General features: G+C 67.8%; 24 protein-coding genes and 3 pseudogenes. 9 read left to right on the forward strand and 18 right to left on the reverse strand.

Features of this window, described 5'->3' with window-relative positions; translation table 11 throughout:
* The first annotated feature begins 388 nt into the window (after nt 1-388).
* A complete protein-coding gene (locus G4G31_RS14135) occupies nt 389-580 on the forward strand; it encodes a hypothetical protein (RefSeq protein WP_182988224.1) in 192 nt (63 codons plus the stop codon).
* A gap of 163 nt (nt 581-743) precedes the next feature.
* Here the strand turns inward: G4G31_RS14135 and G4G31_RS14140 are convergent, their stop codons facing one another.
* The 5 genes from G4G31_RS14140 to G4G31_RS14160 all read right to left on the reverse strand — a co-directional run bounded on the left by G4G31_RS14140 (nt 744) and on the right by G4G31_RS14160 (nt 5,645).
* Complete coding sequence (locus tag G4G31_RS14140; RefSeq protein ID WP_182988225.1) at nt 744-1,847, reverse strand: DUF1176 domain-containing protein; 1,104 nt, start codon at nt 1,845-1,847, stop codon at nt 744-746.
* A gap of 13 nt (nt 1,848-1,860) precedes the next feature.
* On the reverse strand, nt 1,861-3,111 hold the full coding sequence (locus G4G31_RS14145) for a tetratricopeptide repeat protein (protein WP_182988226.1): 1,251 nt from the start codon (nt 3,109-3,111) through the stop codon (nt 1,861-1,863).
* A 240-nt stretch (nt 3,112-3,351) separates the two neighbouring features.
* A complete protein-coding gene (locus G4G31_RS14150; protein WP_182988227.1) occupies nt 3,352-3,591 on the reverse strand; it encodes a hypothetical protein in 240 nt (79 codons plus the stop codon).
* Nucleotides 3,592-3,594: 3 nt separating this feature from the next.
* Nucleotides 3,595-4,659, reverse strand: coding sequence for a Ku protein (locus G4G31_RS14155; RefSeq protein WP_182988228.1), 1,065 nt, complete (start codon nt 4,657-4,659; stop codon nt 3,595-3,597).
* A 20-nt stretch (nt 4,660-4,679) separates the two neighbouring features.
* Entirely contained in the window at nt 4,680-5,645 is a 966-nt protein-coding gene (locus G4G31_RS14160) for an SDR family oxidoreductase (RefSeq protein WP_182988229.1), read from the reverse strand.
* Nucleotides 5,646-6,758: 1,113 nt separating this feature from the next.
* Here G4G31_RS14160 and G4G31_RS29140 point away from each other — a divergent pair.
* The 4 genes and pseudogenes from G4G31_RS29140 to G4G31_RS14175 form a co-directional block, all read left to right on the forward strand.
* Nucleotides 6,759-6,947 (forward strand): annotated as a pseudogene (locus G4G31_RS29140) (diguanylate cyclase); the annotation flags it as partial.
* 64 nt (nt 6,948-7,011) lie between these two features.
* The gene (locus G4G31_RS29145; RefSeq protein ID WP_374011310.1) at nt 7,012-7,266 is read left to right on the forward strand and encodes a diguanylate cyclase; all 255 of its coding nucleotides are present in this window, start codon (nt 7,012-7,014) and stop codon (nt 7,264-7,266) included.
* A gap of 81 nt (nt 7,267-7,347) precedes the next feature.
* Nucleotides 7,348-8,992 (forward strand): annotated as a pseudogene (locus tag G4G31_RS29150) (SulP family inorganic anion transporter).
* 445 nt (nt 8,993-9,437) lie between these two features.
* Entirely contained in the window at nt 9,438-9,983 is a 546-nt protein-coding gene (locus G4G31_RS14175; RefSeq protein WP_182988230.1) for a GNAT family N-acetyltransferase, read from the forward strand.
* A 65-nt stretch (nt 9,984-10,048) separates the two neighbouring features.
* Here the strand turns inward: G4G31_RS14175 and G4G31_RS14180 are convergent, their stop codons facing one another.
* The 4 genes from G4G31_RS14180 to G4G31_RS14195 all read right to left on the reverse strand — a co-directional run bounded on the left by G4G31_RS14180 (nt 10,049) and on the right by G4G31_RS14195 (nt 14,150).
* Entirely contained in the window at nt 10,049-10,681 is a 633-nt protein-coding gene (locus tag G4G31_RS14180; RefSeq protein ID WP_182988231.1) for a 1-acyl-sn-glycerol-3-phosphate acyltransferase, read from the reverse strand.
* A gap of 556 nt (nt 10,682-11,237) precedes the next feature.
* On the reverse strand, nt 11,238-12,443 hold the full coding sequence (locus G4G31_RS14185) for a right-handed parallel beta-helix repeat-containing protein (RefSeq protein ID WP_182988232.1): 1,206 nt from the start codon (nt 12,441-12,443) through the stop codon (nt 11,238-11,240).
* Nucleotides 12,444-12,762: 319 nt separating this feature from the next.
* Nucleotides 12,763-13,200 carry a thioesterase family protein gene (locus G4G31_RS14190; RefSeq protein WP_182988233.1) on the reverse strand — a complete coding sequence of 146 codons (438 nt, stop codon included), beginning with the start codon at nt 13,198-13,200 and terminating at the stop codon, nt 12,763-12,765.
* 188 nt (nt 13,201-13,388) lie between these two features.
* Nucleotides 13,389-14,150, reverse strand: a complete 762-nt coding sequence (locus G4G31_RS14195; protein WP_182988234.1) for an endonuclease/exonuclease/phosphatase family protein — start codon at nt 14,148-14,150, stop codon at nt 13,389-13,391.
* 229 nt (nt 14,151-14,379) lie between these two features.
* Between G4G31_RS14195 and G4G31_RS14200 the strand changes: the two genes are divergently transcribed.
* Nucleotides 14,380-14,799 carry a hypothetical protein gene (locus G4G31_RS14200; protein WP_182988235.1) on the forward strand — a complete coding sequence of 140 codons (420 nt, stop codon included), beginning with the start codon at nt 14,380-14,382 and terminating at the stop codon, nt 14,797-14,799.
* A gap of 297 nt (nt 14,800-15,096) precedes the next feature.
* Here G4G31_RS14200 and G4G31_RS14205 read toward each other — a convergent pair whose 3' ends face one another.
* Nucleotides 15,097-15,861 carry a hypothetical protein gene (locus G4G31_RS14205; RefSeq protein ID WP_182988236.1) on the reverse strand — a complete coding sequence of 255 codons (765 nt, stop codon included), beginning with the start codon at nt 15,859-15,861 and terminating at the stop codon, nt 15,097-15,099.
* A 116-nt stretch (nt 15,862-15,977) separates the two neighbouring features.
* Nucleotides 15,978-18,656 (reverse strand): aminopeptidase N, encoded by a 2,679-nt coding sequence (gene pepN, locus G4G31_RS14210; RefSeq protein WP_229424975.1) that lies wholly within the window; start codon nt 18,654-18,656, stop codon nt 15,978-15,980.
* Between the two features lie 225 nt (nt 18,657-18,881).
* Between pepN and sugE the strand changes: the two genes are divergently transcribed.
* Nucleotides 18,882-19,202, forward strand: a complete 321-nt coding sequence (sugE, locus tag G4G31_RS14215) for a quaternary ammonium compound efflux SMR transporter SugE (RefSeq protein ID WP_182988237.1) — start codon at nt 18,882-18,884, stop codon at nt 19,200-19,202.
* Between the two features lie 88 nt (nt 19,203-19,290).
* Here sugE and G4G31_RS14220 read toward each other — a convergent pair whose 3' ends face one another.
* From G4G31_RS14220 to G4G31_RS14230, 5 genes and pseudogenes are all read right to left on the reverse strand, one after another.
* Entirely contained in the window at nt 19,291-19,539 is a 249-nt protein-coding gene (locus G4G31_RS14220; protein WP_182988238.1) for a DUF3297 family protein, read from the reverse strand.
* Nucleotides 19,540-19,623: 84 nt separating this feature from the next.
* On the reverse strand, nt 19,624-20,895 hold the full coding sequence (locus tag G4G31_RS29155) for an ATP-binding protein (RefSeq protein ID WP_374011311.1): 1,272 nt from the start codon (nt 20,893-20,895) through the stop codon (nt 19,624-19,626).
* Nucleotides 20,896-20,918: 23 nt separating this feature from the next.
* Nucleotides 20,919-21,329 carry a PAS domain-containing protein gene (locus G4G31_RS29160; protein ID WP_374011312.1) on the reverse strand — a complete coding sequence of 137 codons (411 nt, stop codon included), beginning with the start codon at nt 21,327-21,329 and terminating at the stop codon, nt 20,919-20,921.
* 277 nt (nt 21,330-21,606) lie between these two features.
* Nucleotides 21,607-22,464 (reverse strand): annotated as a pseudogene (locus G4G31_RS29165) (PAS domain-containing protein); the annotation flags it as partial.
* 127 nt (nt 22,465-22,591) lie between these two features.
* Complete coding sequence (locus G4G31_RS14230) at nt 22,592-23,569, reverse strand: succinylglutamate desuccinylase/aspartoacylase family protein (protein ID WP_182988240.1); 978 nt, start codon at nt 23,567-23,569, stop codon at nt 22,592-22,594.
* A 108-nt stretch (nt 23,570-23,677) separates the two neighbouring features.
* Here G4G31_RS14230 and G4G31_RS14235 point away from each other — a divergent pair, with 108 nt between their 5' ends.
* Nucleotides 23,678-24,883 carry an acyltransferase gene (locus tag G4G31_RS14235; RefSeq protein WP_229424976.1) on the forward strand — a complete coding sequence of 402 codons (1,206 nt, stop codon included), beginning with the start codon at nt 23,678-23,680 and terminating at the stop codon, nt 24,881-24,883.
* Here G4G31_RS14235 and G4G31_RS14240 read toward each other — a convergent pair.
* A complete protein-coding gene (locus G4G31_RS14240) occupies nt 24,832-25,305 on the reverse strand; it encodes a hypothetical protein (RefSeq protein WP_182988241.1) in 474 nt (157 codons plus the stop codon). The genes G4G31_RS14235 and G4G31_RS14240 overlap by 52 nt on opposite strands.
* A gap of 104 nt (nt 25,306-25,409) precedes the next feature.
* Between G4G31_RS14240 and G4G31_RS14245 the strand changes: the two genes are divergently transcribed.
* The gene (locus G4G31_RS14245) at nt 25,410-25,805 is read left to right on the forward strand and encodes a GFA family protein (protein ID WP_182988242.1); all 396 of its coding nucleotides are present in this window, start codon (nt 25,410-25,412) and stop codon (nt 25,803-25,805) included.
* On the opposite strand, the gene G4G31_RS14250 is transcribed toward G4G31_RS14245, so the two are convergent.
* A complete protein-coding gene (locus G4G31_RS14250) occupies nt 25,802-26,683 on the reverse strand; it encodes a pirin family protein (RefSeq protein WP_182988243.1) in 882 nt (293 codons plus the stop codon). The genes G4G31_RS14245 and G4G31_RS14250 overlap by 4 nt on opposite strands.
* Nucleotides 26,684-26,708: the final 25 nt, after the last annotated feature.

Consider the following 26,708-nt stretch of genomic DNA (forward strand, 5'->3'; position numbering starts at 1 on the left):
GGTAGGGCCGTCCGGGATCGTGATCGCTCCCATCCAGCGGCCGGGGTGATCGGCCAGGACGCCGGCCTGGGCTGCCGCCTGCGCGGCCAGGAGTGCGGCGAATGCCACTGGCTTGAGGATTGCCGTCTTCATGTCTCTGCTTCCCTTCATTGTCGTGATGACGCCTATTCTAGGTGACAAAATTTCCTCCAGGTAAATTAATCGATATGCATGTGATAACGCGGCGGCGAGGGGGAGCGCGCAGCCCGACAAGAAAGCGCTGTGGGATGCGCACTGTGTAATTTCGACAGTCTGTTCTGACCAGAAGAGCAATAGCGCAGTCGCCAAACCGAGGGGTCGAATGGCAGCGGAATGTTCGCGATGAACGCTTTGCTTCGCGCCGATGCTCATGAAGCAGCTGGAGAAAATGTACGCCGACTTGCCGGAAATTATCGAAAAGGAAGATCTGGCACAGCACTCGAAGGAGGAATTCGGGCTTGTATGCTCGAACTTCCCGGCCATACTCGAGCAGGAGCGGTGGGATTTTGAAAAATATCACGCGCACGAGCTGGCCACGGTCCGCCGGGGACCCCCTCGGTAAGCCGTTAGCGCCTGCACATCCAAGGATAATCGTCTGCTCGCCGGTGCTCTTGAAGCCGGCCTCGACAGGTGGCCGCGCTTCCCGATTCCCGCGATCTTTTTAGCGAAATTGGCTAGCTCTGCCAGCGTTTCCGAGGCGCCTGGGCGCCCGGCTCACTGCGGTTTCACCGGCCACGCCGGACGTCGGTAACAAGCACCGGCAGGGACCACCCGCCGCCCATGTCGATTCCGCGGCACATGCCCGTCGTGCCTTTTTCGGTCTGGATGAAGCGCTTGCCGTCCCAGGTCCATTCGTCGATGTGCATGCAGTCGTAGCCTCCGCCCGATCCCGAGGCGCTGATCTTCCCATCCGCATAGTCCGTGCCCATGGTCGAGACGAGCCTCGGCGCGAAGGGTGGACGCTCGTTGACCGTCCAGTAGGCTTCTCCGGTACCGGCCGCCCCCATCCAGCAGGTGGCCGATGCCAGGAGCGTTCCCTGCGACAGGCGCTGCAGGCTCACGGAATCGGGCTCGCCGCCCGCCTCGGCCATGGCGGGACAATTGTCCCCGACGGAAGCGGCCAGGGCTTTGCGGAGCGATGCCAGGTTTGACGCGGACAAATCGACGGGCTGGTCGACGGGCGCGACCTTGCCCGCGACGACGACCGGCGCCGGCACGGCTGGCAGCACCGTGCGCTCGTCCTTGCTGCCCTTGCGCACGAGCGCACCCGGCGTGCCGAGGCGGCCCCGGAACTCGTCCATCTTCAGCAGGACCGCGGCAGCACCCTTGTCGGACAGCCGCCAGGTCCGGCGACCCTCCGTCCATTCGATCGTGCTGCGGCGAAGCAGGGCCGGCAGCAATGCGGCCGTTTGCGCGGGTGCGAGCGCCGTGAACCACTTACCTTGCGGAAGCACGACCTGTCCGGCCGGCTTGCCGTCGATCCGCATGTTCAGGGAGCGCCCGGGCGGAACCTCCGCGTCGTCTTCCCCGTAGTGGCCGACATGGATCTCGCTCGAGACGGGCTGGTCCGGCCCGGCTTTCCGGGTCAGCAGGACCGACACCGGCAGCGTCTTGCCGGGCGCGGCGTCGTCGCCACTGTCATCGTCCGCGATGCTCTGGTAGCCGGCGGCGCGGCAGGTACGTGTGTTGTCGCAGGCGAGCTCCCAATCCTCATGGGTGAAAGCAATGCCGCGGGGTGCGTTCGCCAGCGCGGGATGCGCGAACGCCAGCGCGGCGACGAGCGCGTAAATGCCCCTGACCGGGGCCGTGCGGGGTGTGACGATGTCCATATCTTTCCGGGGTTCAGGGCCTGACGCCATAGCGGTCGATGAAGCGGTTCACGCCGCCCGGGTCGCGCGCCAGCCAGGCTTGCAGTGCCGGGCGGTAGGCTCCGCGGTACATCAACAATAGCAGGGCCGGCTCGAGCTGGCCATCCTTTGCCATGGCCTGCAGCCGGCGCAGTGCCGGGTCGCGCGTTTGCTTGTCGGGTGTACTGCCGAGATCATCCAACACCTGCAGGGCGCGGCGCCAGGCATGCAGCTCGACCTCGAAAGCCGAAGCCTGCTTGTCCTTTACGGCGCGCGCTTCGATTTCGCCCAGCGCCAGGGCCAGGCGGAAGCTGCCTTCCGGACCGTCGCTGCGGCCGACGACATCCTGGTCGAGCACGACCCTGTCCTTGCCGTCCTTGTCCTTCGACACGCTCACCCCGCGCCGGAAGCGCAGCGGACTCAAGGGCAGGCCCATGGCGTCGCGCAGTGCGGCCAGCTTGCCCCAGCTCGGCTGCTGGGACGGATCGGCCGCGATGGCGGCAAGCAGGGCCTTGTCGGCGGATTCCCGTTTGCCCTGGGCGACGAGGGAGTCGGCGAGGAAGCGCCAGGCCTGTGGATTATGCGGCTCGATCTCGGTTGCGCGGCGAAACAGCGGCTCGGCCTGGGCATACTGTTTCTGGAAGAAGTAGCAGTCGCCGGCGCCGACCCAGGGTGTGGAGGCCTGCGGGTCGAGCGCCATGGCTTGCTGGTATTTCGCCAGCGCCTCGGGATACTTGTGTTCGGAAAAGAAAACCTCGGCTTCGTCCAGCGCCGTCCGCGCAGCGGCGTTGGGCTGGTGCACAGGCGAGGGAGTGTCCTCGTCGAGCTTGCGCAGTGCCTCATGGGCCAGCACGTCGTCCGGATCGAGTTCGAGGGCGCGCTGAGCGAGGCCGCGCGCATTCTTGCGCAGGCTGTCGGCCTGTTCGGGCGCCGCCGACTTCGACAAGTCCTGCAGCAGTCCCGCCGCAACCGACAGCGGCAGGGACGACTGCGGGGCGCCGGCACGGGCAGCCTCGAAACTGGCGAATGCTCCCTTGTACTTGCCCTTGGCGACCAGCGCATGGCCGTCGTCAATGCGCTTCAGGCAGGCGTCGTCGCAGGTGGTGGTGGCCCAAGCCGCGGGAAGAAGGCCGCCAGGGTGGCGGCCAGGAGTGGTTGACGTAGCATCGCGGTCCTCGAAGTGAAGCCGTATGCTAACCCGGCAGGCGCTGCCGGTGTCTATCGAATTATCACGAATGCAACCCACCGGCCGGGGAGCCGGCCGGTGGGCCGCCGCAGGCGCAGGCGCCCGCTTCCCAGGCACGATTCAATAGCGGCGCGTGGTGGTGCCGTTATAGGTCTGCTTGAATGCCCTGGACTGGATTTTCTTCCAGATGAACGTTGCAATTGCCATCATGATCATCTTGCGCATACTGCCTCCTTGTCGAATGGCGACGCCAACGCCGCCGGTGTGAATGTGCTCCTTGCCGCGGGCGAACAAAAACCGTCAGCCCGGCGACTCGTTCTTGAAAATGCCCCGGATGTTCATCGCCATCAGCGCCACCTGTAGCGAAATCAGGGCCCATGCTTCGTCGTGCACGCCCCAGATGATCCACAGGACGTTACTGAGGATGAACATCCAGAAGCCGAAAATCCGCTTCCCGGCTTTTTTCGAGCCGATCATGAAGGCGGCGTAGAGGCTCACCGCCATGGCGGGCCATTGCAGCAGGTCGATCCAGTCACCCATCCCTCAGGCCGCCTTCCTGCGCCGTGCCGGTGCCTTCTCGGCGACGGCCTTCGCGGCAGGCTTTTTCGCCGCCGCTTTCCCGGCAACCGGCTTCTTCGCGGCCGGCCTGGCGCGTGCGGCTACCGCTTCCTCTTCCTCCGCGTGGGTAGCAGCCTTGCGTTTGCCCGGGGCCGGTGCGTCGTCATCGCCTTTGCGCGCGGCAGGCTTCGGCGCGCGCTTCGGCGGTGGCGGCTCGTCGTCGTCCTCGTCGTCGACCGCCGCCGCTTTTCCCGGCTTCTTGCCGAGGCTGGCCTGCAGCAGCGAGACCAGGTCGATGACATTGGTCGCCCTGGCCGGCCTTTCTTCCGGATCGGGCATGGTGATGGTCTTGGTCTGCCTGGCCTTGATCTTCTTCTCGATCATGGCCAGCACGTCCTCGCGGTAGGTGTCGTGGTACTGCTCCGGCTCCCAATCCTCGGCCATGCCCTGCACGAGGGCCATCGCCATCTTGAGTTCCTTGTCGGTGACGGCCGCATTCTTCGTGTCCTTCGTCGGGATCTTCAGTTCGCCCGGGTCGCGGATCTCGTCGGCATAGCGCAGCGTGTTCATGACGATGGTGTCGCCCACGCAGACCAGGGCCGCGAGGTGCTGCTTGACGCGGATGACGACGTGGGCGATGCCGATCTTGCCGACGCGCTTGAGCACGTCGCGCAGCAGCGCATATACCTTGTCGCCGCCCTTGCCGGGCGCGAGGTAGTAGGGCTGGTCGTAGTAGAGGAGCGGAACATCCTCCGCGTCGACGAAGGCGAGGATGTCGATGGTCTGGGTCGCTTCCGGATTGGCGCGGCGCAGGTCCTCGTCGGAGAGCACCACGTATTCGCCGTCCGCGTATTCGTAGCCCTTGATGATGTCGTCCCAGGACACTTCCGCATTCGTGTTCTTGTTGTAGCGCTTGAACCCGATGGGCGAAAAGTCGCGGCGATCCAGCATGTGCAGGTCGAGCCCCTTGTCGCTCACCGCCGGGTACATCTCTACCGGAATATGCACCAGCCCGAAGCTGATGGCGCCTTTCCACATGCTGCGTGCCATGGGTTCTCCTCGTACTATTCTTATTCGCCGACGCTGCCGGTGACCGGCAGCACGATGCCCGTAATGTAGCTCGAGCAGGCGTTCGAGGCCAGGAACACGTAGGCCGGCGACAGTTCCTCCGGCTGGGCGGCGCGGCCATAGGTGGTGCTCTCGCCGAAATGGACGATCTTGTCCGGCGACTGGTCGGCCGGGTTGAGCGGGGTCCAGACCGGGCCGGGCGCCACGCAGTTGACGCGGATGCCCTTGTCCAGCAGGTTGGCCGCCAGCGACATCGTGAAGGCGTGAATCGCGCCCTTCGTCGACGAATAGTCGAGCAGCATCTTCGAGCCCTTGATGCCGGTGACCGAGCCGGTGTTGACGATCGCCGCGCCGCGCTTCATGTAGGGCAGGGCAGCCTTGGCCATGTGGAAGTAGCCGTAGATGTTCGTGCGGAAGGTCTCGTCGAAGCGTTCTTCGGTGATGTCCGCGAGCGAACTGGCGTGCATCTGGAAGGCGGCGTTATTGACCAGCACGTCCAGCCGCCCCCATTCGGCCACCACCGCGTCGACCGCCTGCTGGCAGAACTGCATGTCCTTGACGTCGCCGGCAATCGTCACGCAGCGGCGGCCTTCGGCTTCGACGCAGCGCTGGGTTTCGGCCGCGTCCTCGTGTTCGTTCAGGTAGAGGATGGCGACGTCGGCGCCTTCGCGCGCGAACAGCACCGCCACGGCGCGGCCGATGCCGGAGTCGCCGCCGGTGACGATCGCGACCTGGCCTTCCAGCTTGCCGCTGCCCTTGTAGCTTTCGGCCATGAAGCGCGGCTTGACCTCCATCTGCGCTTCCAGTCCGGGTTTGGCCAGGTGCTGGGAAGGCATCGGCGGCACCGGCTGCTGGGCGCCGATCTGCACCGGCTTCTCGCCTTCCTGCTGGCCGGCGCTGGCGTCAAGCTGGTCCTGGCGGTTCTGGATCGCCTTCTGGTGGTTCGCTACATCGTCCTGGTTTGCCATCGCACTTCCTTTCCTCTACTCGTGTCGGGACCGCGCCAGTATCGGCCGCCCGCCGGCGCGCGACGGTGCGGTTCCCACACAGCGCGGCACTTCGCCGCTCCCGGCCGCCTTCCGCCCCGGATGCTGCGGGTTTATGTCAAAATTGCCACTGCCCCGCATGCAAATGCGTATCAAGGAGAAAACATGTCCGACCAGGCTGCCATCGGCTTGCTGCTCAGCCAAACCGAAGAGCGTCGCGCCGAGCTGGAGGCTGCCTGCGCGGGCGGGTTCGCGCGCCTGCTGTCGGCCGGCGACGCCGCGGCAGTGCGCGCGCGGCTGGCAAGCGAACGGGTCGACCTGCTCGTGATCGACCTCGAGGGCTTCGATCCGCTGCTCGACCGCGAGGCGCTTGCCGGCCTGGTGGCGGCGCGCGCCGGTGCACCTGCTTTTGTCCTGTGTCCGTTTGCCAATGCGCGCTGGCTGCCGCTCCTGATGGCTGCCGGCCCGATCGGCTATGCGATCACGCCGCTGGCGCCGGCAGAAGTACCAGTAGCGCTTGCCGCCTGCCTGGCCGGCCGCGCGCCCGCGGCACCCGGGCTGTCCCCGCAACTGGCGGCGCTGCGCGCGCTGGTGCGAGCGGCACTCGCGCCGGAGCAGGACCCCGCGACACTCGGCGAGCGCCTGTGCGCGGCCCCGGGCGCATGGCCGGGCGTGGTCCATGCCGGCCTGTTCGAGCGCGAGCCCGGCGGCGAACTGCGCCTGGGCGCCCAGCGCGGCGAACCCGCACTGGACCTGGCGCGTGTGCTCGGCCGCGGCGAGCGCCTGCTGGGGTCGCCGCTACGTGCCGTCTTTCCCGGCCTGGTGGCGGCCGCCGCCGACGCGGTCGTGCTGCTCGATGTTGTGGCGAAGGCAGGCGATCCGTCCATGGCCGCGGCCCTGCGCGCGCACGGCGTCGACTGCGTGCTGGCACTTCCGGTTCCCGGCAGTAGCGCGGGCGAACCGCGCGGTGCGCTCTGCCTGTCGTTCAAGGCGGCGCCGCCCTTCACGCACGAGGAATTCGCGCTCTTGCTGGAACTGGCGGAGCTCGCCGGCATCGGGCTGCGCCTGGCGGACTTGCAGGGCGAGCGCGCCGGCATGCTGGCGCGCATCGCCCAGCTGTCGACGATCGACGCGCTCACCGGCGTGGCCAACCGCCGCCATGGGGAATCGCTACTGGAGGCCGAGGTCAAGCGCGCGCGCCGCTACGGCCTGCCGCTGGCGGTGATCGCCTTCGACATCGACCGCTTCAGCGAGGTCAACGCCCGTTTCGGCCACCCGGTCGGCGACCTGGCCCTGCGCGCCGTGGCCGAGGCGACGCAGAAGATGCTGCGCGGCAGCGACATCCCTGGTGCGTGCCGGCGACGAGGAATTCATCGTCATCGCGCCGCACGCGAGCGCTGCCGATGGCCTGAAGGTGGCCGAGAAGCTGCGCGGCGCGATTGCCGCTACCGTCATCCCCGGCGTCGACGGCGTCACTGTCAGCCTGGGCGTGGCGGCGCTGGGCGAACAGGAGAGCGCCGACTCGCTTGCCCGTACGGGTCAACGCCGCCCGGCACGCGCCAAGCGGGCGGGTCGCAACGGCGTCGAACTGGCACTGCAATAGCGTACGTGGCGCGCCGGATGGGGCGCTGCCGAGGGTAAGCCCGGCCCCGTGTTACCCTTGCGCTTTTGAAACGGACGAGCAATGCTGCACTGGTTGAGGCACTACCGGCGCGCGCTGCTGCCCGGCGATATCAGCGCCGGCGTGGTGGTGGCGATGATGATGATCCCGCAGGGCATGGCCTATGCGCTCGTCGCCGGCTTGCCCCCCGTGGCGGGCATCTATGCCAGCATCCTCCCGCCCGTCCTGTACGCGATCTTTGGCAGCAGCAATACACAGTCGGTCGGCCCGATGGCCATCATCTCGCTGATGACGGCGTCGAGCCTGGCGCCGCTAGCGGCCCCCGGCACCCCCTTGTACGGCATGCTGGCCGCGCAGCTGGCCCTGCTTTCCGGTGTGGTTCTGCTGGCCTGCGGCCTGCTGCGCATCGGTTTCATCGCCAATTTTTTCTCGCGCCCGGTGATGAGCGGTTTCACCATCGGTTCGGCCATCGTGATCGCGCTCGGCCAATTGCCGGTACTGCTGGGCGCACCGCTGTCGTCCCCGGGGGCGCGGCCGGCGAGCTGGCTGCTCGGCCTCGGTTCGCTGGCGGTGCTGCTGCTGGCACGCAGCCATCTCGCGCCGCTTCTCCGCCGCTGCGGGGTGCCGGCCAGTGGCGCGGACATCGGGTGAAACTCGTGCCGATGGCCGTGGTGCTGGGTGCGACCGCGCTGGTACCGCTGCTGGGGCTGGACGCGCTCGGCGTGAAAACGGTCGGCGCGGTGCCGGGCGGGCTGCCCGTGCTGAACCTTGGCGTATCGCGCGAGCACTGGCAGCCGCTCTTGCAGCCGGCGCTGCTGATCGGCTTCATGGTCTTCCTCATCAGCATGTCGGGCGCCCAGGCGCTGGCGCTGAAACGCGCCGAAAAATTGCACAGCAACTACGAACTGCTCGGCCTGGGCGCAGCCAACCTGGGCAGCGCGCTCAGCGGCGGGTTTCCTGTCACCGGCAGCATCTCGCGCTCGGCGGTGAATTTCGCCGCCGGCGCCAACACCCAGCTGGCCAGCCTGATCACGGCCGGCTTGCTGGCCCTCGCCCGGTGGGCCCCACCGGCTGGCTCGCGTCGTTGCCGCTGCCGACGCTGGCCGCGACGATCATCGTCGCCGTGCTCGGCATGCTCGACACCGGTACACTGCGCACCGCCTGGCGCTACGACCGCGCCGACGCCGCCGCCCTGCTGGCCACTGCCGCCGGCGTGCTGCTGCTGGGCGTGGAAGCCGGCGTCGTGATCGGGGTAGCGCTGTCGATGGGCGCCCTGATCTGGCGCGCCAGCCGGCCCCACATTGCCGTGCTCGGCCGCATTCCCGGCACCGAGCACTTTCGCAACATCGAGCGCTACGCCGCCGACACCACGCCCGGCTTGCTGTTGCTGAGGGTGGATGCGGGCCTGTTCTTCGGCAATGTCGAGGCCGTGAACGAACGTATCGAGGACGAACTGGCCGCCCATCCCGGCACGCGCCACCTGGTGCTGGTGCTGTCGGCCGTGAATGCCATCGACACCTCGGCGCTGTTCGCGCTCGACGAACTGAACACCATGCTGGGCACGCGCGGCGTCGCGCTGCACCTGGCCGAGGTAAAGGGGCCGGTGATGGACCGGTTGCGGCACAGCGCGCTGCTGGGGGCGCTCAGCGGCGAGCTGTTCCTGAGCACGGCGATGGCCTGGGACGCATTGTCGGGCGAGGGCGGCTGAGGGCGCGGCCAGGCAAGCATCGGATTCGGCTGGAACTAGGGGGAAGTCGAGGAAGCCGGATGATGGATGAGCGGCGTGCGGAGGCCGGCGCCTGAAGGGCAGCGCTCCGCTTCGTACCAGTCCTCGTCATGACCGGATGTCATCGGTATCCGCCTCTCCACACCATGTTGATAATTTTCTGACATTATCTCTGATGATGGCCGGGTTGGCGGCACATGCTGGCTGTTCGCCGGTAGGCTGCAATCCTGCTCGCGCCTTGCCTGCCCGCTTCGGCCAGCTGCCGGTCGAGTGGCGGGTGTCAGGCGGTGGCACTGGCAGGTGATTCCATTTCGGTGCATGCTTCTTGAGATGCACCACATCGGTGCATGGTCAGCCCGCGAACCGGCTGCGTGCGGCCGGAAAAACTGGCACGATTCCTGCTGCGCTTGAAGCAAAGGAGAATGACATGCAGATTCGAATGCTCGATGCCACGGCCGTGGCGACCCATGCGCTGCAGTTGCGCGGGCTGTTGCAGGATGCGGTCGCCCATGGGGCCTCGGTCGGCTTCGTCACGCCGCTGAGCGACACACTGGCAGACGCATATTGGCGCGAGGTGCGCGAGGCCGTGGCGGCGGGCGGCCGCATCCTGCTGGTGGGCTGGCGCGACCATGTGCTGGTTGGCACGGTCCAGCTCGACCTGTGCACCAAGCCGAACGGCAGCAACCGGGCCGAGGTGCAGAAACTGCTGGTGCACAGCGGCGCGCGCCGGGGCGGGGTGGCAACGGCGCTGATGGAGGCAGTGGAAGTGCAGGCGCTGGCCTTGCGCCGCGGCCTGCTGTATCTCGATACCGAAGCAGGTTCGGGCGCCGAAGCGCTGTATGGACGGATGGGTTACACGAAGGTGGGCGAACTGCCCGAATACTGTGCGACCCCGGCAGGCGCCTGGCGTGCCACCGCCATCTATTACAAGACCCTGTTCGTGCGCGAGCGCCAGGGATCGCTGCAGGGGTGAGAAGACAGTGCGCCGTGCACCGGCGAACGCGCTGCCCTTGCAGCCCGCCGGACCTGGCCGGCCTCTCAGGAACTGCTCTTGCGGCGTTCCGGGCCCGTATGGGGCGGCGCGAGCTGGATCGGTGCCGCGTTGCCCGGGTACAGCGCCGTGACGTCCTTGTAGACGGCGGCGATCGCGGCCATGTCGGCATCCTGGTCGCCCGTGAGGCGCAGGTGATCGATCAGGCACAGTTCCTTCTTGCGATAGTCGAGGTAGACCAGCATCAGCGGCACGTTCGCTGCGCTTGCAAGGTGGTAGAAGCCGCTCTTCCAGTGTGGGCGATAGCCGCGCGTGCCTTCCGGCGTGATCCCGACCCAGCACCATTTCTCCGCCAGCATCTGCTCGGCCAGCTTGCGCGTTGCGCCCATCGGTGCGCGGCGGTCGACCGCGATGCCTCCCCAGTAGCGCATCAAGGGGCCCGTGGGGCCGCGGAATAGCGAATCCTTGGCCAGCCAGCGAAATGGCAAGTCCAGCGCCCATTTGCCGAGCAGGCCGATCAAAAAGTCCCAGTTCGAGGTGTGCGGGTACACGACAGCGATGCCGTGCGGACCAGGCAGGGGCCGGAAGCGCATTTTCCAGCCAAGCAGCGTCAGCATGCGCAGCGCGGCGCGCTGGCTCCAGGTGGGCAATGCCGCGGGATGCAGCTGGTAATCACTCATGTTTTCTCCGTCGGCCCCTTGTCTAGCCGCCATCTGGTCGATCGGTTATCTTCTGCACAAGAAAATTTTCTTACCTTGTGGAAAACGAAGCGGAGGATTCTATAGCGGAGAAGGGAGGGCGACAAGCAAAAAAACGGGTCTTGCGTGGAGCGGGACCGTGTCGTCCCGCTTCCTGTTTCAAGCTTGCCATCCCTTTTCAGCCGGATACACGATGGATATCGCCATCCATCATAGGCTGCGCTGCAGTATTCCGCGCAAGGCACGCGATGCGTTCGGCGCCGCAAGTCGCTATTCGCGCCGCAAGTCGCGCTTCGCGCGTGGCCGGCCAGGTGGCGGCAGTGCCGGCGCGCGAGGAAAAGGGATGCATGCTGGCGATCGCGGGGGATGCGCCTGCGCGAGGCGGTGCGAAGCAGGGAAAGCCTGACTGGCGGGCTGGGACTGGGCGGCCGGAATGTCGTCGACGACGCGTCGATCGATGCCGTGCTGGCACATCCAATCCTGCTGGACCGCCCATTCCTGTCATCGCCGAAGGACCTGCGCCTGTGGCGCCCGTTGGCTAGTTCTGGTGCTGGAAAGCGCCGATGTCCACGCCCCCGGTCTTGCCATGCGCCTTGCCCAAAAGGGCCTGGCCAGGCTGGTCGAGGGAGATGCCCTTGCCGATTGCGGGCGAGCGCGCGCTGAGGCGGAAGTCGGGCGTTCCGGTGCGGCTGTACTCGACGAAGGCGGGTTCGGCCGCGATGGTGCCGACGTGCTCGCGCCCTGGCGGCAGGCGCCAGTCGGCCACCGCGTTCTGGAACACCAGGTTGTGGCGGTACTGGTTGTTATCGCCCGTGACGCCCTGTTCGAGGATGCCATGCTTGTTGTCGAAGACGATGTTGTTGGCAACGAGCGTGTGGTCGTTCGGCCCTTTCGCGTAATAGAAGTCGCCGCCGCCCACGACGATGCCCGAGCCCGAGGTGGACACCGTGTTGCCGGTGATTTCGACGCGCTGGGCGTCATGCCACAGGTGGATGCCGGCGCCCGAGACCCGATAGACCAGGTTGTTGCGGATGCGCGCCTGGGTGCTGACGTAGATACCGTGGTGGAAGCGGCACTCGAGCGGCCCGATGTCGTGCACGTTGTTGCCGATGACGTCTGCGTGCTTGCCCTTGTAGTAGCTGTCCACGCCGATGCCGGAGCCGCCGGCACTCTCGCAGGGCACGTCGAGGCCGACATGGTGCACGTGGTTGTCGCGGATGCTGTTGTGCGAGCCGCCGTTGTAGATGCCGCTGAGCCACTTGCTGCCGCTCTGGTACTGGTTGCCGTCGATCTCGAAGCCGACGATGTCGACATAGCTGCCGCGGTTGTCCCAGGCACTGGTGGTGCGCGAATCGAGCGGCGGCACGATCTTCGCTCCCCAGCGCTCGGACGACTGGAAGATGATGCGCGCTTCCATGCTGCCGCTGGTATTGGTGCGAAAGCCCCCCGTGTACTGGCCGGGTGCCACGTAGACAGTCGTGCCCGCGGTCACTACCTGGGCCGCGCGGCCAATGGTGCGGAAGGGCTCGGCCTGGGTGCCGGGGTTGGCGTCCGATCCGTTGGGGGCGACGTACAGGTTGGTGCGCACGACTTCCGGGACCACCAGCTGCTCGGACGAGCCGTCGCGCAGACGGCAGCCGTCGAGTCCGAGCAGGAGCGCGCAAAACAGGACCGCGTGCCAGGCATTGGCGGGATTGCCATGGGCGCGGGAAGAGGGCGTGGAGCGGGGGGCTGGACGTGGCATGGCGTTCTCGTGGACGGCGGACACCGCCCAAGTGTCGCCCGGCAGGCACGTCTCCCGGCCCGGTTTCCTCAAGTTTGCCTTTGAGCGCACGCAAGATGTGGTACCCGACCCCATGCATGCAACGCGGGGGGGCGGCGTCGCCGCGAGGCCGAGCCCGGGGCGGCGCCCGATGCGGCAGGGCGCGGCCGAGCCGGCCGCAGGCGGGGACGCCATGCCCGTGCGGCGCGCCCGCGCAAACGCAGGGCAGGCAGCACTGCGCCGCAGGGGCACGGTACTCCGGCAGGGCCACGGGCAGCCGCGTGCAGCTCCCCGCCCGCGTTCAGGCTGCGGGCACCACTCGCGGCATGTATGCCTCGATAAATTCGGGCGGCATGCGGCGCGGGCGGCCGCCACTGATGTCGATGCAGACCAGTTCCCAGCGTCCACGCAGGACCGTGGCGCCGTCGCTGTCGCGCACCAGCTGGAAGCGGCGCTCCATCGACAGCTTGCCGTCGCCGCCCACCAGCCAGGTGGCCAGGGTCAGGGCCTCGCCGAGCACGGTCGGCAGCAGGTAGTCGTATTCGCCGCGCCGGATCGCCATGGCCCGGTCGAGGCGCCGATAGTCGGCAATGGACAGTCCCAGCGCTTCGGAATGGGCCCAGCCGGCCTGTTCGCACCAGCGCACGTAGACCGCGTTGTTGGTGTGATTCAGGCCATCGATGTCGCCGGACTGCGGCGCCAGGGCGAGCGTAAACGGTTGCGGATAATCCCAGTCCAAGTGCTTTCCTTTCGTGTCGGACTGCCGGCCCCGCGGTCGGACGCGAGGACAGGCAGGCCCGCCATTCTAGCGGCTGGGAACGCATGACGCCCGCCCTCAGTCGAATTCGAGCAGCAAGCCCTGGTGGTCCGAGCCGGTGCGGGCCTCGTCCACTGCCATGCGCCGCACCCGCGGCGCCAGGTCGCTGCTCACGAAAGCGAAGTCGAAGGTGAAGGGCGTGCCGGCGCCCGGATTGCTGTCGCGCAGCCCGACCGTGGGCGCATGGGCGCGGCCGGGATGGACCAGGTGCCAGGCATCGCGCAGGGCGGGTGTGCCATCGGTAAAGGGCGCCAGCAGCAGGGCATGCTCGCTCGAGTCGGGCAGCATGTTGAAGTCGCCTGCGAACACGGCCGGGACCGGCCGCGCCGTCGCCGCGAATGCGCCGGCATCCCCTTGCCCGGGCGCGGGTGCAGGGCGTGCAATACGGCTTCGCGCTGCAGCGTGCGAAGTTGCGCGACCTGGGCCATGCGCTGGAGCGGCGAAAAATACTCGAGGTGGCAGGACAGCACGCGCAACAGGCCGCGCGGCGTCTGCAGCGTGAGCTCGAGTGCGCAGCGCGGCATGCTCATCACGCCGGGGTCGCTTGGCCAGGGCAGCGAATGGCGCAGTACCTGCAGGACGGGATAGCGCGAGAACACCATGCTGCCCAGGCGTTGGCGGCTGCCGTCGGGCGCCAGCGTATCGACGGCGACGCAGGCCATGGGCGTATAACCAGGAAAGCGTGCAGTCAGTTCGGCAAACTGGTCGCCGCCGGGGCTGCCGTCGCGGGCGGGAAATCCGCTGGCCACTTCCTGCAGGCAGAGTATGTCGAAATCGGAGAAGCGGTCGAGCGCAGCGGGGACCTGGCCGACGTCGGCGCCGCCTTCCGGAGTGCGGGCGGACTGGATATTCCAGGTGATGAGCTTGGGCATGTTGGTCCTCCTTGATATGGTCCAAGTCTAGGCCGCGCGCGACGTCCGGATCTGATTTCGCTCAGCCGTGCGCACCGAACCGTTGCGACGGCGGGAGGATCAAACGAACGTGCAAAAGGCAAAACGGACGCGCCCGAGTGGTAACGCCTGACGCGTGACGCAGGGCGGGAAGGAATGCCAGGAAGTCCATGAGCAATGCAAGGCGCGCTGTGCCGGAAGGGAGGGCCGGGTGTTTACGATTGTTCTGCTGCTGTACCTGCAACAGCAAACCGAGGTCACGCTTGCCGGCAGCAGCCTGCGCGGCGTGTACGGTACGCGCGCGGAATGCGAAGCGGCCGCCGTGCGCTCGCGCGGTCCCCTGCCGACACCGCGCGGCTACGCGGCCGCATGGCACGATGCCCAGTGCCTGCCGATCAACCGCGAGGTACGCGTCGATGAACTGGCTGCCCAGGATATCGGCAAGCTGTTGCAGGGACAGGTGCCGCGCGACTGCGGTGCCAGTGGTGCGTGGCGGCGCATGTCCGAGCTGTGCGAGGCGGCGACCGGTGGCGTGCGGGGGGGGCGGCGCGCTGCCGCGCACGCGCTAAGCGTGCACTGGAGCGACCGGTCTCGCCTGCAGCGCGCCTGGCGGTCAGCCGGCGCTGTGTGAGCCGAGGGGCAGGTGCGCGTCAGTCCGCGCGGGCGCGCAGGCGTGCTGGTTGATGGACGCGCCCAGCTGGCGCTGCCCGGTTTCGTGGTGGTCGAGTTCAGCTGGCGGTGTTCGGGTTGGCGGTGGCCGGGGCCCGGGCAGCACTGCCCAGTCCCGTGGTGGCGGGCCCAGCCGACGCCGCGAGGGGCTCGTAACAGACAAGCCCAGCTGGCGCGGCGAGGGGCTCGTCATGGACAAGCCCAGCTGACCTTGCAAGGGCTCCTGGTGAGCAGGCCCGGCCGACGCCGGACCGGCTTCTCACAGCCTGGTCCAGCTGACGCCGACAGGGCAGTCCGCCATGACCCCTGCGGAGCGGCCGTCCGCCGGCCCCAGGCCGCCGACGCTGCCGCTACGATAGCAGCGCACGCGGCTGCCGACGGTCTTGCGGTAGATCGTCACGCCATCCGGCGCGGTGTACCTGGCAAGCGTGACGGCGCCGCCGGGTTCGGCATGAGCGCCCGCGACGGCCTCGGCAAAGCGCTGCCATTTACGGTCGGGCTCGGCGGTGATGGGGCTGCCGCCCTTGCGCAGCTCGCGGTCGATGCGGCCGGCCATGCGCCGCGAGCTGGCGAGCAGGTCGCCCGGCAAGCGTGTCGATAGCGTTGACGCGGAGGGGGCTGTGCTGTCGGACGTGTTTGCCGTTGGTCCGCCTAGGTCGAGCGTGACGGCCGTGTCGCTGGCGGCGGCATTCGCCTGTGCGGTCTCCATGCCCGGCGCTGCGGCAGCGTCGGCCTGCTCCGGCAGGTCGGCTGGCGGCGGGACAAACACCGGCTCGGTCCGCGCGGCGTCGGTCTGCCGGGATGGACCCTGCTGGGGCGCGCGCTGAGGCGTGCGCACAGCCGCGGCGCGCGGTGCGTCCACGGGAGCGAGCAAGAGGAAAGTCGAGGCCGGCTCGCGCGCGGCCGGACGAAGGGCTGGGCGACCCGCCCCCCATAGCCAGGCCAGCACCAGCAACAGGTGCAACCCGACCGTGAGCGCCAGCGGTCCCCAGGGAGGGCGCCTGGCGACCGTAGGCTGCGCCACATCCGGCGCCGTCTCCGCGCACGCCGTCCGGCAGCACGCCGTCCAGCAGCACGCCGTCCAGCAGCACGCCGCCCCCTGCACAACGTCCCCGGCGCTCCGTCCTGCAGCACGCCGTGTTACTGCGTCGCCGTCAGTGCCTGGCGGATGCGCACACAGCGCTCGTCCTCCTGGCGCGCGTCGAGCAGGGCGCGGCGCGTACCCGCGGACAGCTCCTTCATCAGCTCGGCGGCCTCATTCAGGCGCTTCACGCTGGCCGGGGTGCAGGCGGTCGGAATCAGGGTGCCGGCATACGAGCGCATGTAGACGGGGCCGGCTGCCTTGTCGATCGCCGGCAGCTGCGCCAGGCGGGCAACGGCGGTCTGCTCGGCCAGGGCCTTCTGCTCCGTCGGGTAGAGCGAGTACATGGCAGTGCGGATCTTCGAGAATGGCAGCGTCGTCTGCAGGTTCTGCACCGTGCCGAGCCACTCGGTCTTGGTCGCCGGGTCGGGACGCACGACGGTGGCAGCGAGTGCCGCGGCCTGGCCGCTGTCGGACTTGTCGCGTGCTGCTTCCGCCTCCACCAGCGCGGCGGCGCCCGGATGGTTGTAGCGGTTCAGGCGGGCGATGATGGCCCAGCGCAGGTCCTGGTCGACATTCAAGCCTTCGACCGTCGTGCCGCCGGCAAGGACGTCGGCCAGGCGGCCGAGCGCCGCCGGCGTGCTCGACAGGGTCAGGTAGCTGTTGAACCAGCGGCGCTGGAAGTTGCTGTTGCCCTTGTTGGCGACTACACCGTTCCAGGCCATCTCTTCGAGTTGCACCCGGGTCTGCTGCGCCCAGCGGGTCTGCAGGCCCATCGCGTCGAGGTAGCCTTTCGATGCGCCCACCTTGCCCAGCACATCGCCCAGCAGCGTGTAATCCTTCTCCAGCGGCGCGTTCACGAGCGCGGTCTTGATGAATTCGTTCAGCGGCAGTTTGCCGTCGCGCACGCCATCCCACAGGCTTTGCCAGAGCATCGTGCGCAGCAGCGGTTCCTCCACCTGTGCCAGGTGTTCGCGCGCGGTGGCAAACGAGCGCCCGTCGAGCTGCACCTTCACGAAACCCCAGTCCTGGTAGTTCGGGTAGACCAGGTCCGGGCAGGCGCTGCCCACCAGGCCAGGCACGCGGGTCGATGCGCCCGAATAGGTCACGGCCGCGGTCTGCGCCGGGACCAGCTTGCCGCCGGCGAGGGTGAAAGTGGCGACCTGGACGCGCTGTTCGCGCAGCGTCGGGAATTGCCGGCTGGGCGCCGTTTGCGCCAGCGTGAAGGCGCTGATCTTGCCGGCCTTGCAGCTGAAGCTGGCGGCGATGGTATTCACGCCCGGTTCGTACAGCCACTGGCGCGTCCAGCCGGACAGGTCGCGTCCCGCCGCCTCGCCCAGGCTGCGGATGAAATCGTCCAGCTTCGCGTTGCTGTAGGCGTACTTGGCCAGGTAGTTGTGCACGCCTTTGCGGAAGGTTTCCGCGCCCAGCAGGTGACGCAGCTGCATCAGGGTCGAGGCGCCCTTCGAATAGGTGATGGCGTCGATATTGTCGAATGCGTTCGCCGTCGACGGCACCGGCACCTCGATCGGGTGGGTGGTCGTCTTCTGGTCCTGCTCGTAGGCGGCCTGCTTGCCCGACGAGTAAAAACTCTGCCAGGCGTCCTTGAACTCGGTGGCCTCGCTTGTCGCCAGCGTGCCCATGAAGGACGCGAAGCTTTCGTTCAGCCACAGGCCGTTCCACCACTGCATGGTGACGAGATCGCCAAACCACTGGTGCGCCATCTCGTGCATGATCACCGAAGCCAGCGACTGGCGCTGGGCGTCGGTCATTTTCGCCTTGTGCAGGAAGCGGCCCTCGGCAAAGGTGATCGCACCGGCATTTTCCATGGCACCGTAGAGGAAGTCCGGCACCAGCAGCTGGTCGTATTTTTCGAACTGGTAAGGGATGCCGAAGTAGTTGTCGAAGAAGGCCAGGCCGTCCTTCGTATAGCGGAACCAGTCTTCCGGCGTCACCTGGGCGGCCACCGACTGGCGTGCCAGCAGGCGCATCGGGTACTTGCCGCTCTTGTCTTCCCACACTTTATAGGGGCCGGCGTGCAGCGAGAAGTTATATGGACTCAGCTTTTTCGATGCCGGGAAAGTCCAGCGGCGCATGCCGTCCAGTTCCTCGATCTTCGTTTCTCGCGTGGTCGAGACCACCTGCCAGTCGGCCGGCGCCGTGGCGGTGACCTGGTAGGTCGCCTTCAGGTCGGGCTGGTCGAAGACGGGGAACATCTGGTGGGCGGCGGCCGGCTCGAAGTGCGAATAGGTATAGACGCGCTTGTCGACCGGGTCGACCATGCGGTGCAGGCCTTCGCCGTTGGTGCTGTGCAGGCGCTCGTAGGCGATCACGACCTGGTTGCGGCCCTTGACCAAGTCGGCGGCGGCGATGGTGATGAACCAGTTGTTGTACTTCGCATCGACTGTCTTGCCGTTGACGCTGACCGATTTCACCGTCGCCTTGTCGAGGTCGATCGTCAGCGGTGCCGTCGCGTCAGCCAGGTCGAAGCTGGCGCGCGTCACGCCACTGAAGCTTTCCTTGCCGGTGAGCGTGAACTCGAGCGCGTAGTCGACGTTCGACACGCGCGCCGAACGCGCGGCGGCGTCGACCTGCGACAGGAAGGCGTTGTCGGCACGCGCTGCCGGGGCTGCCGGGGCTGCCTGTGCACCGTGAACGGCGCAGGCGGAGGCGACCGCCAGGGCGAGGATGCGTGGGGCAAGGAAGCGTGCGATGGGGCGTGATGCGAAAGTGTTCAAGGGCAGTCCTGGTGAGCGCGCGCCGCCGACCGGCGCGCCTTGCGAATCGCGCAAGAATACCACGCAAGGCAGGGCGGCTCCAGTGGCAGTGCACGACGGGTTCGCGCTGTATTGACGGGCGCGGCGGCGCGCGCACGGTGCCCGTGGCCGGGAAAGCCGGTGCTATACTTGCGCCCATTTTTCTTCACCGCGGGCAAGTCCCGCATCGAGCGCGACGGAGTCGGGATGAGCTGGATTTACCTGGTGGTGGCAGGCTTGCTGGAAGTGGCCTGGGCGGTGGGCCTGAAGTACACCGAGGGCTTCACGCGGCTGTGGCCGTCGGTGTTCACGCTGGTGGCGATGGCGGCCAGTGTCGGCATGCTCGGCCTGGCACTGCGGCACCTGCCGCTGGGGACGGCCTACGCGGTCTGGACCGGCATCGGCACGATCGGCACGGCCGTGTTCGGGATGGCGATGCTGGGCGAGCCGGCCGGGGCGCTGCGCATCGGCTCGATCGGCCTGATCGCGCTGGGCATCGCGGGCCTGAAACTGCTGACGCCGGGATAAGAAAAAGGCCGCCCGGCATCCTCGCGAACGAGGCGCCCGGGCGACCGGTTGGTCACACTCGGCGAAACGCGGCAAGCATCAACAGGAATCAGCGATAAAACGCTTCGACCTTGCCCTTGAGCTTGATCAGCATCGGCTTGCCCTTGCGGTCGAGGACCTTGCCGGCAGCGACCTTGATCCAGCCTTCGCTGATGCAATATTCTTCGACGTCGTGGCGGTCCTTGTCGTTGAAGCGGATGCCGATTTCCTGCTGGAACACATCGCGGTTGTGGAAAGGGCTGCTCGGGTCGATCGAGAGCCGGTCTGGGAGTGGGGGGAGGGTAGCGGTATCGTTCATGGTGGCGAATTATCCACCAGAACCGCGCCGCGTACAACGCTGGCGCGTGCGCAGGCGCGCCGCCGCTCCCGATCCGGGCGGCCACTAGGCTGCCTTGATCCCCGCCAGTAGCTGGTTCAGGCTGTCCAGGTCGATCGGTTTCGTCATGTGGTGGTCGAACCCGACCTCGCGCGAGCGTTTGCGGTCTTCCTGCGCACCCCAGCCCGTCACCGCCGCCAGCACCGTGCCCTCGAGGTCCGGCAGCTGGCGCAGGGCACGCGCCACTTCGTAGCCGGTCATGCCGGGCATGCCGATATCGAGCAGGGCCAGGTCCGGCGGCAGCGCGCGCGCCGCCGCCAGCGCCGCCGTGCCGTCGTGCACCGTGCTGACCTGGTGGCCCCGGGATTGCAGCAGCTGGGCCAGCAGGTCGGCGGCATCCTGGTTGTCGTCGGCAACGAGGATGCGCAGCGGCCCGCGCTCGCCCTGCGACTGCGCGTCAGGCGTGGCGCCCTGGGGTGCCTGCGGCTGGTCCGGCGCCAGCGGCAGGCGCAGGGTGAAGGTGCTGCCCCGGTTCGGGCCCTCGCTCACCACGCTCACGGTGCCGCCATGCTTCTGGGTCAGGCGCTTGACCAGGTTCAGGCCGATGCCCAGGCCCCCTTGCGCATAATCCATGCCGTGGCGGCCCTGGTTGAACATCTCGAACAGGGTCGGCAAGGCCTCGGGGGGGATGCCGATGCCGTTGTCGCTGACGCTGACGACGGCGCTGCCATCCTCGCTGCGCACGGAAAGCGCGATGCTGCCCCCGCCCGGCGTGTATTTCGCCGCATTGGTCAGCAGGTTGCCCACCACCTGGGCCAGCCGGTTGGCGTCGGCGTCGAGTTCGACCGGCGTCTCGGGCATGTCCAGCGTGAAGCGATGCCGCTTTTCGTCGATCAGCGGCACGGCGGTCTCGACCGCTGCCCGGATCACGTCCTGCAGGGCCACGCGCGTCTTCTTCAGTTCGACCTTGCCGCTCTGCACGCGCGCCAGGTCGAGCAGGTCGTTCACCAGGTGGACCAGGTGATTGGTCTGGCGCTCCATCATGTCGCGCACCTTCGCTACCGCCGCCACATTGTCGGGACGGAGGCGCATCAGGTCCAGCCCGGTCCTGATCGGCGCCAGCGGGTTGCGCAGCTCGTGCGCCAGGGTCGCCAGGAATTCGTTCTGGCGCTGGTTCGCTTTCGACAGGTCGGCCGCCAGCGTGCGCAGTTCTTCCTCGGCGCGCCTTTGCTCGGTGATGTCGCGAAACAGCACCGCGACCTTGTCGCGCGAGGTTTCGTCGGCACGGGCAATGAACACGTCGAACCAGCGGCCCGGGGCCGCGGCCTGCTGCACCATGCGCTGCGGCTCGCCGCTGGCCGCTACCGGGCGGACACGGCGTTCCAGTGCTGCTCGATACTCGGCGCCATGTCGCGCGCACTCTTGCCGACGGGGTCGAGCAAGCCGGTATGCCGCTCGAAGGCGGGATTGGCCTCGAGGAAACGGTGGTCGACCACGGTCCCGTCCGCGCCATGGACCAGCTCGACGACGCAGAAGCCCTCGTCCATCGAGGTCAGCAGCGTGCGGTAACGCTCTTCGCGCAGGCGCAGCTTCTCGTCCATCTCCTTGCGTTCGGTAACGTCGAGGACGGTGCCGACCATGCGCCGCGGCCTGCCCCTGTCGTCGCAGTGCAGGGCGCCAGTGAACTCGAACCAGCGCAGAGCGTGGTCCGACGCCCGGTAGAAACGGCCCTCGTAGCGGAAGGGCTCGCCGGTTGCCAGCGTGCGGACCATGGCCGCCTGGTAGGGGCGCGATATCGTCCGGGTGCACCAGTTCGGTCAGCAGGCGCACGGTGTCGACCGGGGCGCCGTCCCGGGGAATGCCGACCATGTCGTAGAGACGCTCGTTTTCCCAGGTCGGGTTCTCGTCGTCGGCACCCCAGCTCCAGATGCCGAGGCTGGCGGCATCGGTCGCCAGGCGCAGGCGCTCGGCATTCGCGCGCAGCGAGATCTCGGCGCGGCGCCGCGCGGTGATGTCGATCACGATCGCCGGGGATGCTGGTGGGCCGCGTCGCCCCGGCTCGACGATGGGCGCGACCATCTTCGCGGCCCACACCTCGGTGCCGTCCGGCCGCAGGTAGCGGTTCTCGACCTCGAAGGGCGTGCCGCTGGCCAGCATGCGCTCGATCAGGGCGGTGTTTTCGCGCCGGTCGTCGGGGTGGATCAGGCCGTCGAGCGGATGGCCGACGACCTCGTCCAGCGGACGGCCGACGATCGCGCAGAACTTCTCGTTGGCGCGCACGACGCGGAAATCCAGGCCGGTTTCCGCAATGCCGGCGGCGGTCTGGCCGAACAGCGACCGCAGGTGCGCTTCGCTGCGGCGCAGCTCGATGGTGGCGGCCTCGACGCGTTCTTCCAGGGTATGGTTCAGGCGCCGCACATCCTGCTCGGCCTGCACCCGGCTGGTGGTTTCGATCACGGTGCTGCTCATGCCGGCGATGGCGCCCGTGTCGTCCCGCAGGGGCGAATAGAAGAAGCTGAACCAGGCCGGATCGCAGCGCCCGCCGCGCTCGATCGGCAGCTCGATGTCTTCGCGGTGGAAGGCTTCGCCGGCGTACGCGCGCTCGACCAGGGGCCCTACGCGCGACCAGACTTCCGGCCAGACCTGCTCGACCGGCCGGCCCAGCGCCCAGGGATGTTTTTCGCCCAGCAGGCGGGTATAGGCTTCGTTATAGATGAGGACGCGCTCGGGGCCCCAGGCAATGGCCATTGGAACGAGGCTGTCGAGCATCATGCCCGTGTTGGCGCGCAGCGAGGACGGCCAGCCGGCGATTTCTCCGAGCGGAGTACCGGCCCAGTCGGTCCGGTTCAGCAGGGAATGAAATGCGGAGACCTCAGGAAAGCTGCTTTGATGCACGTGTGGATCCATTGTTCACCGGTGTTCTCTTGCGGCACGTGATGATCATGGATCATACCGCTAAACGGGGCATGCCTCCATTCGTGCCGGGTGGGCGCGTGCATGACCGCGTTGCCGCATGCCTGCCGTTGCCAGCGGTTCAGCTACGTCCGAACTGCGGGTTCGGACGGGTCAGGTAATACCATTCCGAATTGGCGCGCGCCCTGGCATCGGGGAACAGGATGCGGCCGCTGAACTCGGCCAGGACCGGGGTGCCGTCGGCACGGGTACCGATCTGCTCGCCTTCCTCGACGGGATCGAAACTGGCCCAGGGCTTCACGAAGGCGTCGTCGGCATGCAGCTTGTCGTGCACGACGACCATCTGCAGCGCTTCCATCTCGTCGAAAGGCAGCGGCTCCGGGTCGGGCGCGTCGATCAGCTTCAGGTGGGCCAGCGTGTTCATGATCGCGCGGTAGGCCACCTCGGGCGCCTGCGGATCGAGGTGCTGGCCGCACTCGAGCGTGAGCGCGTAGCCGCCGGTGGTGCGCATGTATTCGGTGGTGCCGACGCCATAGCGCAGCACGGTTTCCAGTTCCGCCGCGTCGCCGCGGGTACGGCGGCGCTGCACGCCGCCGCCGTAGGCCGCCATCCAGCCCGTCACGAAGCGGCGCACGCCCAGGCGCCGCGCCAGTGCGCGTTCCTTCTCGGCATGGGCGAAGGGCTCGAGCGGACCGTCGTTGTTCAGCGGCCCGACCATGACGAAAGGCTCGCCCTTGGCGGCATTAAAGGAGTGCAGGTCGAGCAGCACGTCGTGCTGGGCCAGCAGCGGGCACAGCCAGTTGGCGATGCGGTCCTCGAAATCCTGCGGCGCGTCTTTCGGGAACAGGTTGCGGTTCAGGTTACGGTCGCCGTTGCGCTCGTTCCTGGCATAGGCCAGCGGATTGACGATCGGCACGAAGGTAAGGCTGCCGGCGACGATGCGCAGCTCGCCGCTGTCGAGCTGGGCCATCACGCGGCGGATCGCTTCCACGCCGCAGATCTCGTTGCCGTGGGTGGCGCCCATGATGATGACGCTCGGGCCTTCGCCCAGGCCGGTATAGTTGACAAACTTGAACTGCAGATTCGGTTCGGAGCGCATGTAATGGTGACCCGGGGAAATATCAGTGTCGACATTTTATGCCGAAACCCTGGCAGGCGTCGGACACGCATGGCATCATCCGCGACTCCTATTTTGCTTCCTGTAATCATGTCCAGCGCCAGCGCCCCGCGCGCAACCACCCCCAGCACGCGCCTTCCGGGCCTGGATACGCTGCGTGCGCTCGCCGTCACCCTGGTCGTGCTGCACCATTACACGCTGTTCGTCTCGAACGATGACTACACCTTCGGCTGGGTCGGGCGGATCGGCTGGATCGGCGTCGACCTGTTCTTTGCCCTGTCCGGCTACCTGATCGGCAACCAGATCTTCGCCGGCTTGAGGAGCGAGGCCGGGCTGTCGCTGCCGCGCTTCTACGCGCGCCGGCTGCTGCGCACGCTGCCGAACTACCTGGTCGTGCTGCTGGTGTATGTGCTCTCGCGCGCCGTGCGCGAGGAGGCGCCGCTGCTGCCTTTGTTTCGTTACCTCAGCTTCACCCAGAACCTGGGCCTGGCGCCGGGTACGGCCTTCTCGCACAGCTGGTCGCTGGCGATCGAAGAGCAGTTCTACCTGGTCCTGCCCGCGCTGGCGACCCTGGGACTGTGGTGGGGACGAGGGAAGGGCATGCGCCTGGCCTGGACGGCACTGGCGCTGGTGGTCCTCGGCGGCATGCTGCTGCGCGCCCAGCTGTGGCTCGCTCACGTGGATGCGCACAAGTATGGGATTTACTTCTACTACAAGCTCATCTATTACTCGAGCTTCTGCCGGCTCGACGAACTGGTTGCCGGCGTGGGCCTGGCGCTGCTGAAGAATGCCCACCCCCCGATGTGGACGCGGCTGCGCGGGCACGGCAACCGGATGCTGGCGGCCGCGCTGCTGGTGCTGGCGCCGACGGCCTGGCTGTTGCTGGGCGACCGCTACGGTTTCGCGGCTACCGTGTTCGGCTACCCGCTACTGGCGCTGGGCTTCGGACTCCTGATCCTGGCCGCGCTGTCCGGGCGTTCCTGGCTCGGACGCCTGCGCATTCCCGGCGCCGCCAGCCTGGCCCTGTGGTGGTCGTATGCGCTCTACCTGGTCCACCGCGGCGTCGGCGCGCTCGCCGCGCCGTTTCTTTTTCCCGCCCGGGCTTTGGCCCCAGACCCCGCTCGCGATCGCCCTGATCCTGCTGCTGTCGGTGCTGGCCGGCTGGCTGCTCTACCGGCTGGTCGAGACGCCCTTCATGCGCCTGCGCGAGCGCCATGTCCCAGGCAACCTCAAAACGCCAGAACTCAGTCCCGCGCCTCGATGACGTCGAAGGCCGCCGGCATGGCGCCCAGGTAGGCGAGGGTCGCATGCACGCGCTCGCGCATGTCCTGGCCAGCACTCGCTTCGATGGCGGCGCGCAGGCCCGGCCGCGCTTCCCGCGTGTGCGGGCTGGCGTAGGCTTCGACCAGTAGCGCGACCAGGTTGGTGGGGGCGCCGCAGCTGCGGCGCAGGCTGGTATCGATCACGCCCAGCAGCGTGCGCTGCATGGCCGGGGTCGGGTTCTGGATGTGGGCGAACACGCTCGGCGTGTTGGCGATGGCCTCGCACATGGTCCGTTCGATGGCTTCGGGCTTCAGGTCCGAGGCGATGTCGAAGTAGCGCCGGTCCCAGCGCGTACGCGCGTAGGGATGGCCGGCGGGGAAACGGTCGATGGTCTCCAGGCCGAGCCGGTGGCTGGCGCGCGAGAGCAGGTCGAGCAGGACGGGCATCAGGGGCATGGCGTGTGGCGGAAAGGTCGCATGGCGCAAGTGTAGCGCATGCCGGGGTGGGTCATCCGGGCTACACTGGTGGCGTGATTCCGGACGATGCCAAAGGAGGCCCGATGTCCACCCGACTAGCATCCTGCAGCTGCGGCCAACTGACGGCGAGGGTCAGCGGCGAACCGGTACGCGTCTCGGTCTGTCACTGCCTGGCCTGCCAGAAGCGCAGCGGCAGCGTGTTCGCCGCGCAGGCGCGCTTTCCGCGCGAAAACGTGGCTGTCAGCGGCCAGGCGACGCAGTTCGAAAGGGTGGGCGACGCAGGTTCGCGCGCCACCTTCCGCTTCTGCCCGCACTGCGGCGCCACCGTGTATTGGGACGCGCAAGGCCTGGAAGCGTTTCTCACGATTCCCGTCGGCGCCTTTGCCGACCCCGGCTTTCCGGCGCCGAACGTGTCGGTGTACGAGGAGCGCATGCACCCCTGGGTGGTGCCGCCCCCGCATGCCGAACATCATCCTTAAGCGCCGAAACGCCCGGCGCGGAAATCCTCGACCGCCTGGTGCAGCTCGGCCTGGGTATTCATCACGAAGGGGCCGTACTGGGCGATCGGCTCGCCCAGCGGCCGGCCGGCGATCAGCAACAAGCGCGTCGGCGCGCCGTTCTGCGCCGCCTTGACGACGACGCCGTCGCTGCCGGCGGCATTGTCGAGAATGGCCATGCGCGTCTGGCCGATACCCTTGCCGCCGACGATGGCTTCGCCGCGGAACACATACAGGAAAGCGTGATGCCCGGCCGGCAGGCGCTGCTCGAAACTGGCGCCGGGCGGCAGTGCGATGTCGAGATAGACCGGCTCGGTGCCTTCGCGCTGGACGGCGCCCGCCACCCCATGGCTGCTGCCGGCGATGACCTGCACCGTCGCGCCCGATGCCAGCGTGAAGCGCGGCACCTCGCCGTTCGGGATGTCGCGGTACCAGGGCGCGCGCAGCTTGTCTTTCGCCGGCAGGTTCAGCCACAGCTGGAAGCCTTCCATCAGGCCTTCGCTTTGCTCGGGCATTTCGGAGTGGACCACACCGCGGCCAGCTGTCATCCACTGCACGCCACCGTCCGTGACCAGGCCTTCGTTGCCGGCGCTGTCGCGGTGGCGCATGCGCCCGTGCAGCATGTAGGTGACGGTCTCGAAGCCGCGGTGCGGATGCTCGGGAAAGCCGGCGATGTAGTCGCCGGCCTTTTCGCTGCCGAAGGCATCGAGCATCAGGAAAGGGTCGAGGCGGCGCTGCAGGGTCTGTGTGAGGACGCGGTTGATCTTCACGCCGGCGCCGTCCATCACGTATTGGCCGGCGACGATGCGTTCGACGCCGCGCGATACGGCGACGCGTTCGTGGTTTGCTGCCTGGGTCATCGTCTTCTCCTTTTTTGCTTGCGCC

The sequence above is a fragment of the Massilia sp. Se16.2.3 genome, assembly GCF_014171595.1.
Lineage (GTDB): Bacteria > Pseudomonadota > Gammaproteobacteria > Burkholderiales > Burkholderiaceae_D > Telluria.

What these genes read in the sequence shown, in the direction of transcription:
- G4G31_RS14135 (WP_182988224.1), top strand. Translation starts at nt 389, where the DNA reads ATGAAGCAGCTGGAGAAAATGTACGCCGACTTGCCGGAAATTATCGAA.
- G4G31_RS14140 (WP_182988225.1), bottom strand. Translation starts at nt 1,847, where the DNA reads ATGGACATCGTCACACCCCGCACGGCCCCGGTCAGGGGCATTTACGCG.
- G4G31_RS14150 (WP_182988227.1), bottom strand. Translation starts at nt 3,591, where the DNA reads ATGGGTGACTGGATCGACCTGCTGCAATGGCCCGCCATGGCGGTGAGC.
- G4G31_RS14155 (WP_182988228.1), bottom strand. Translation starts at nt 4,659, where the DNA reads ATGGCACGCAGCATGTGGAAAGGCGCCATCAGCTTCGGGCTGGTGCAT.
- G4G31_RS14160 (WP_182988229.1), bottom strand. Translation starts at nt 5,645, where the DNA reads ATGGCAAACCAGGACGATGTAGCGAACCACCAGAAGGCGATCCAGAAC.
- G4G31_RS14175 (WP_182988230.1), top strand. Translation starts at nt 9,438, where the DNA reads ATGCAGATTCGAATGCTCGATGCCACGGCCGTGGCGACCCATGCGCTG.
- G4G31_RS14180 (WP_182988231.1), bottom strand. Translation starts at nt 10,681, where the DNA reads ATGAGTGATTACCAGCTGCATCCCGCGGCATTGCCCACCTGGAGCCAG.
- G4G31_RS14185 (WP_182988232.1), bottom strand. Translation starts at nt 12,443, where the DNA reads ATGCCACGTCCAGCCCCCCGCTCCACGCCCTCTTCCCGCGCCCATGGC.
- G4G31_RS14195 (WP_182988234.1), bottom strand. Translation starts at nt 14,150, where the DNA reads ATGCCCAAGCTCATCACCTGGAATATCCAGTCCGCCCGCACTCCGGAA.
- sugE (WP_182988237.1), top strand. Translation starts at nt 18,882, where the DNA reads ATGAGCTGGATTTACCTGGTGGTGGCAGGCTTGCTGGAAGTGGCCTGG.
- G4G31_RS14220 (WP_182988238.1), bottom strand. Translation starts at nt 19,539, where the DNA reads ATGAACGATACCGCTACCCTCCCCCCACTCCCAGACCGGCTCTCGATC.
- G4G31_RS29155 (WP_374011311.1), bottom strand. Translation starts at nt 20,895, where the DNA reads ATGGTGCAGCAGGCCGCGGCCCCGGGCCGCTGGTTCGACGTGTTCATT.
- G4G31_RS29160 (WP_374011312.1), bottom strand. Translation starts at nt 21,329, where the DNA reads ATGGTCCGCACGCTGGCAACCGGCGAGCCCTTCCGCTACGAGGGCCGT.
- G4G31_RS14230 (WP_182988240.1), bottom strand. Translation starts at nt 23,569, where the DNA reads ATGCGCTCCGAACCGAATCTGCAGTTCAAGTTTGTCAACTATACCGGC.
- G4G31_RS14235 (WP_229424976.1), top strand. Translation starts at nt 23,678, where the DNA reads ATGTCCAGCGCCAGCGCCCCGCGCGCAACCACCCCCAGCACGCGCCTT.
- G4G31_RS14240 (WP_182988241.1), bottom strand. Translation starts at nt 25,305, where the DNA reads ATGCCCCTGATGCCCGTCCTGCTCGACCTGCTCTCGCGCGCCAGCCAC.
- G4G31_RS14245 (WP_182988242.1), top strand. Translation starts at nt 25,410, where the DNA reads ATGTCCACCCGACTAGCATCCTGCAGCTGCGGCCAACTGACGGCGAGG.
- G4G31_RS14250 (WP_182988243.1), bottom strand. Translation starts at nt 26,683, where the DNA reads ATGACCCAGGCAGCAAACCACGAACGCGTCGCCGTATCGCGCGGCGTC.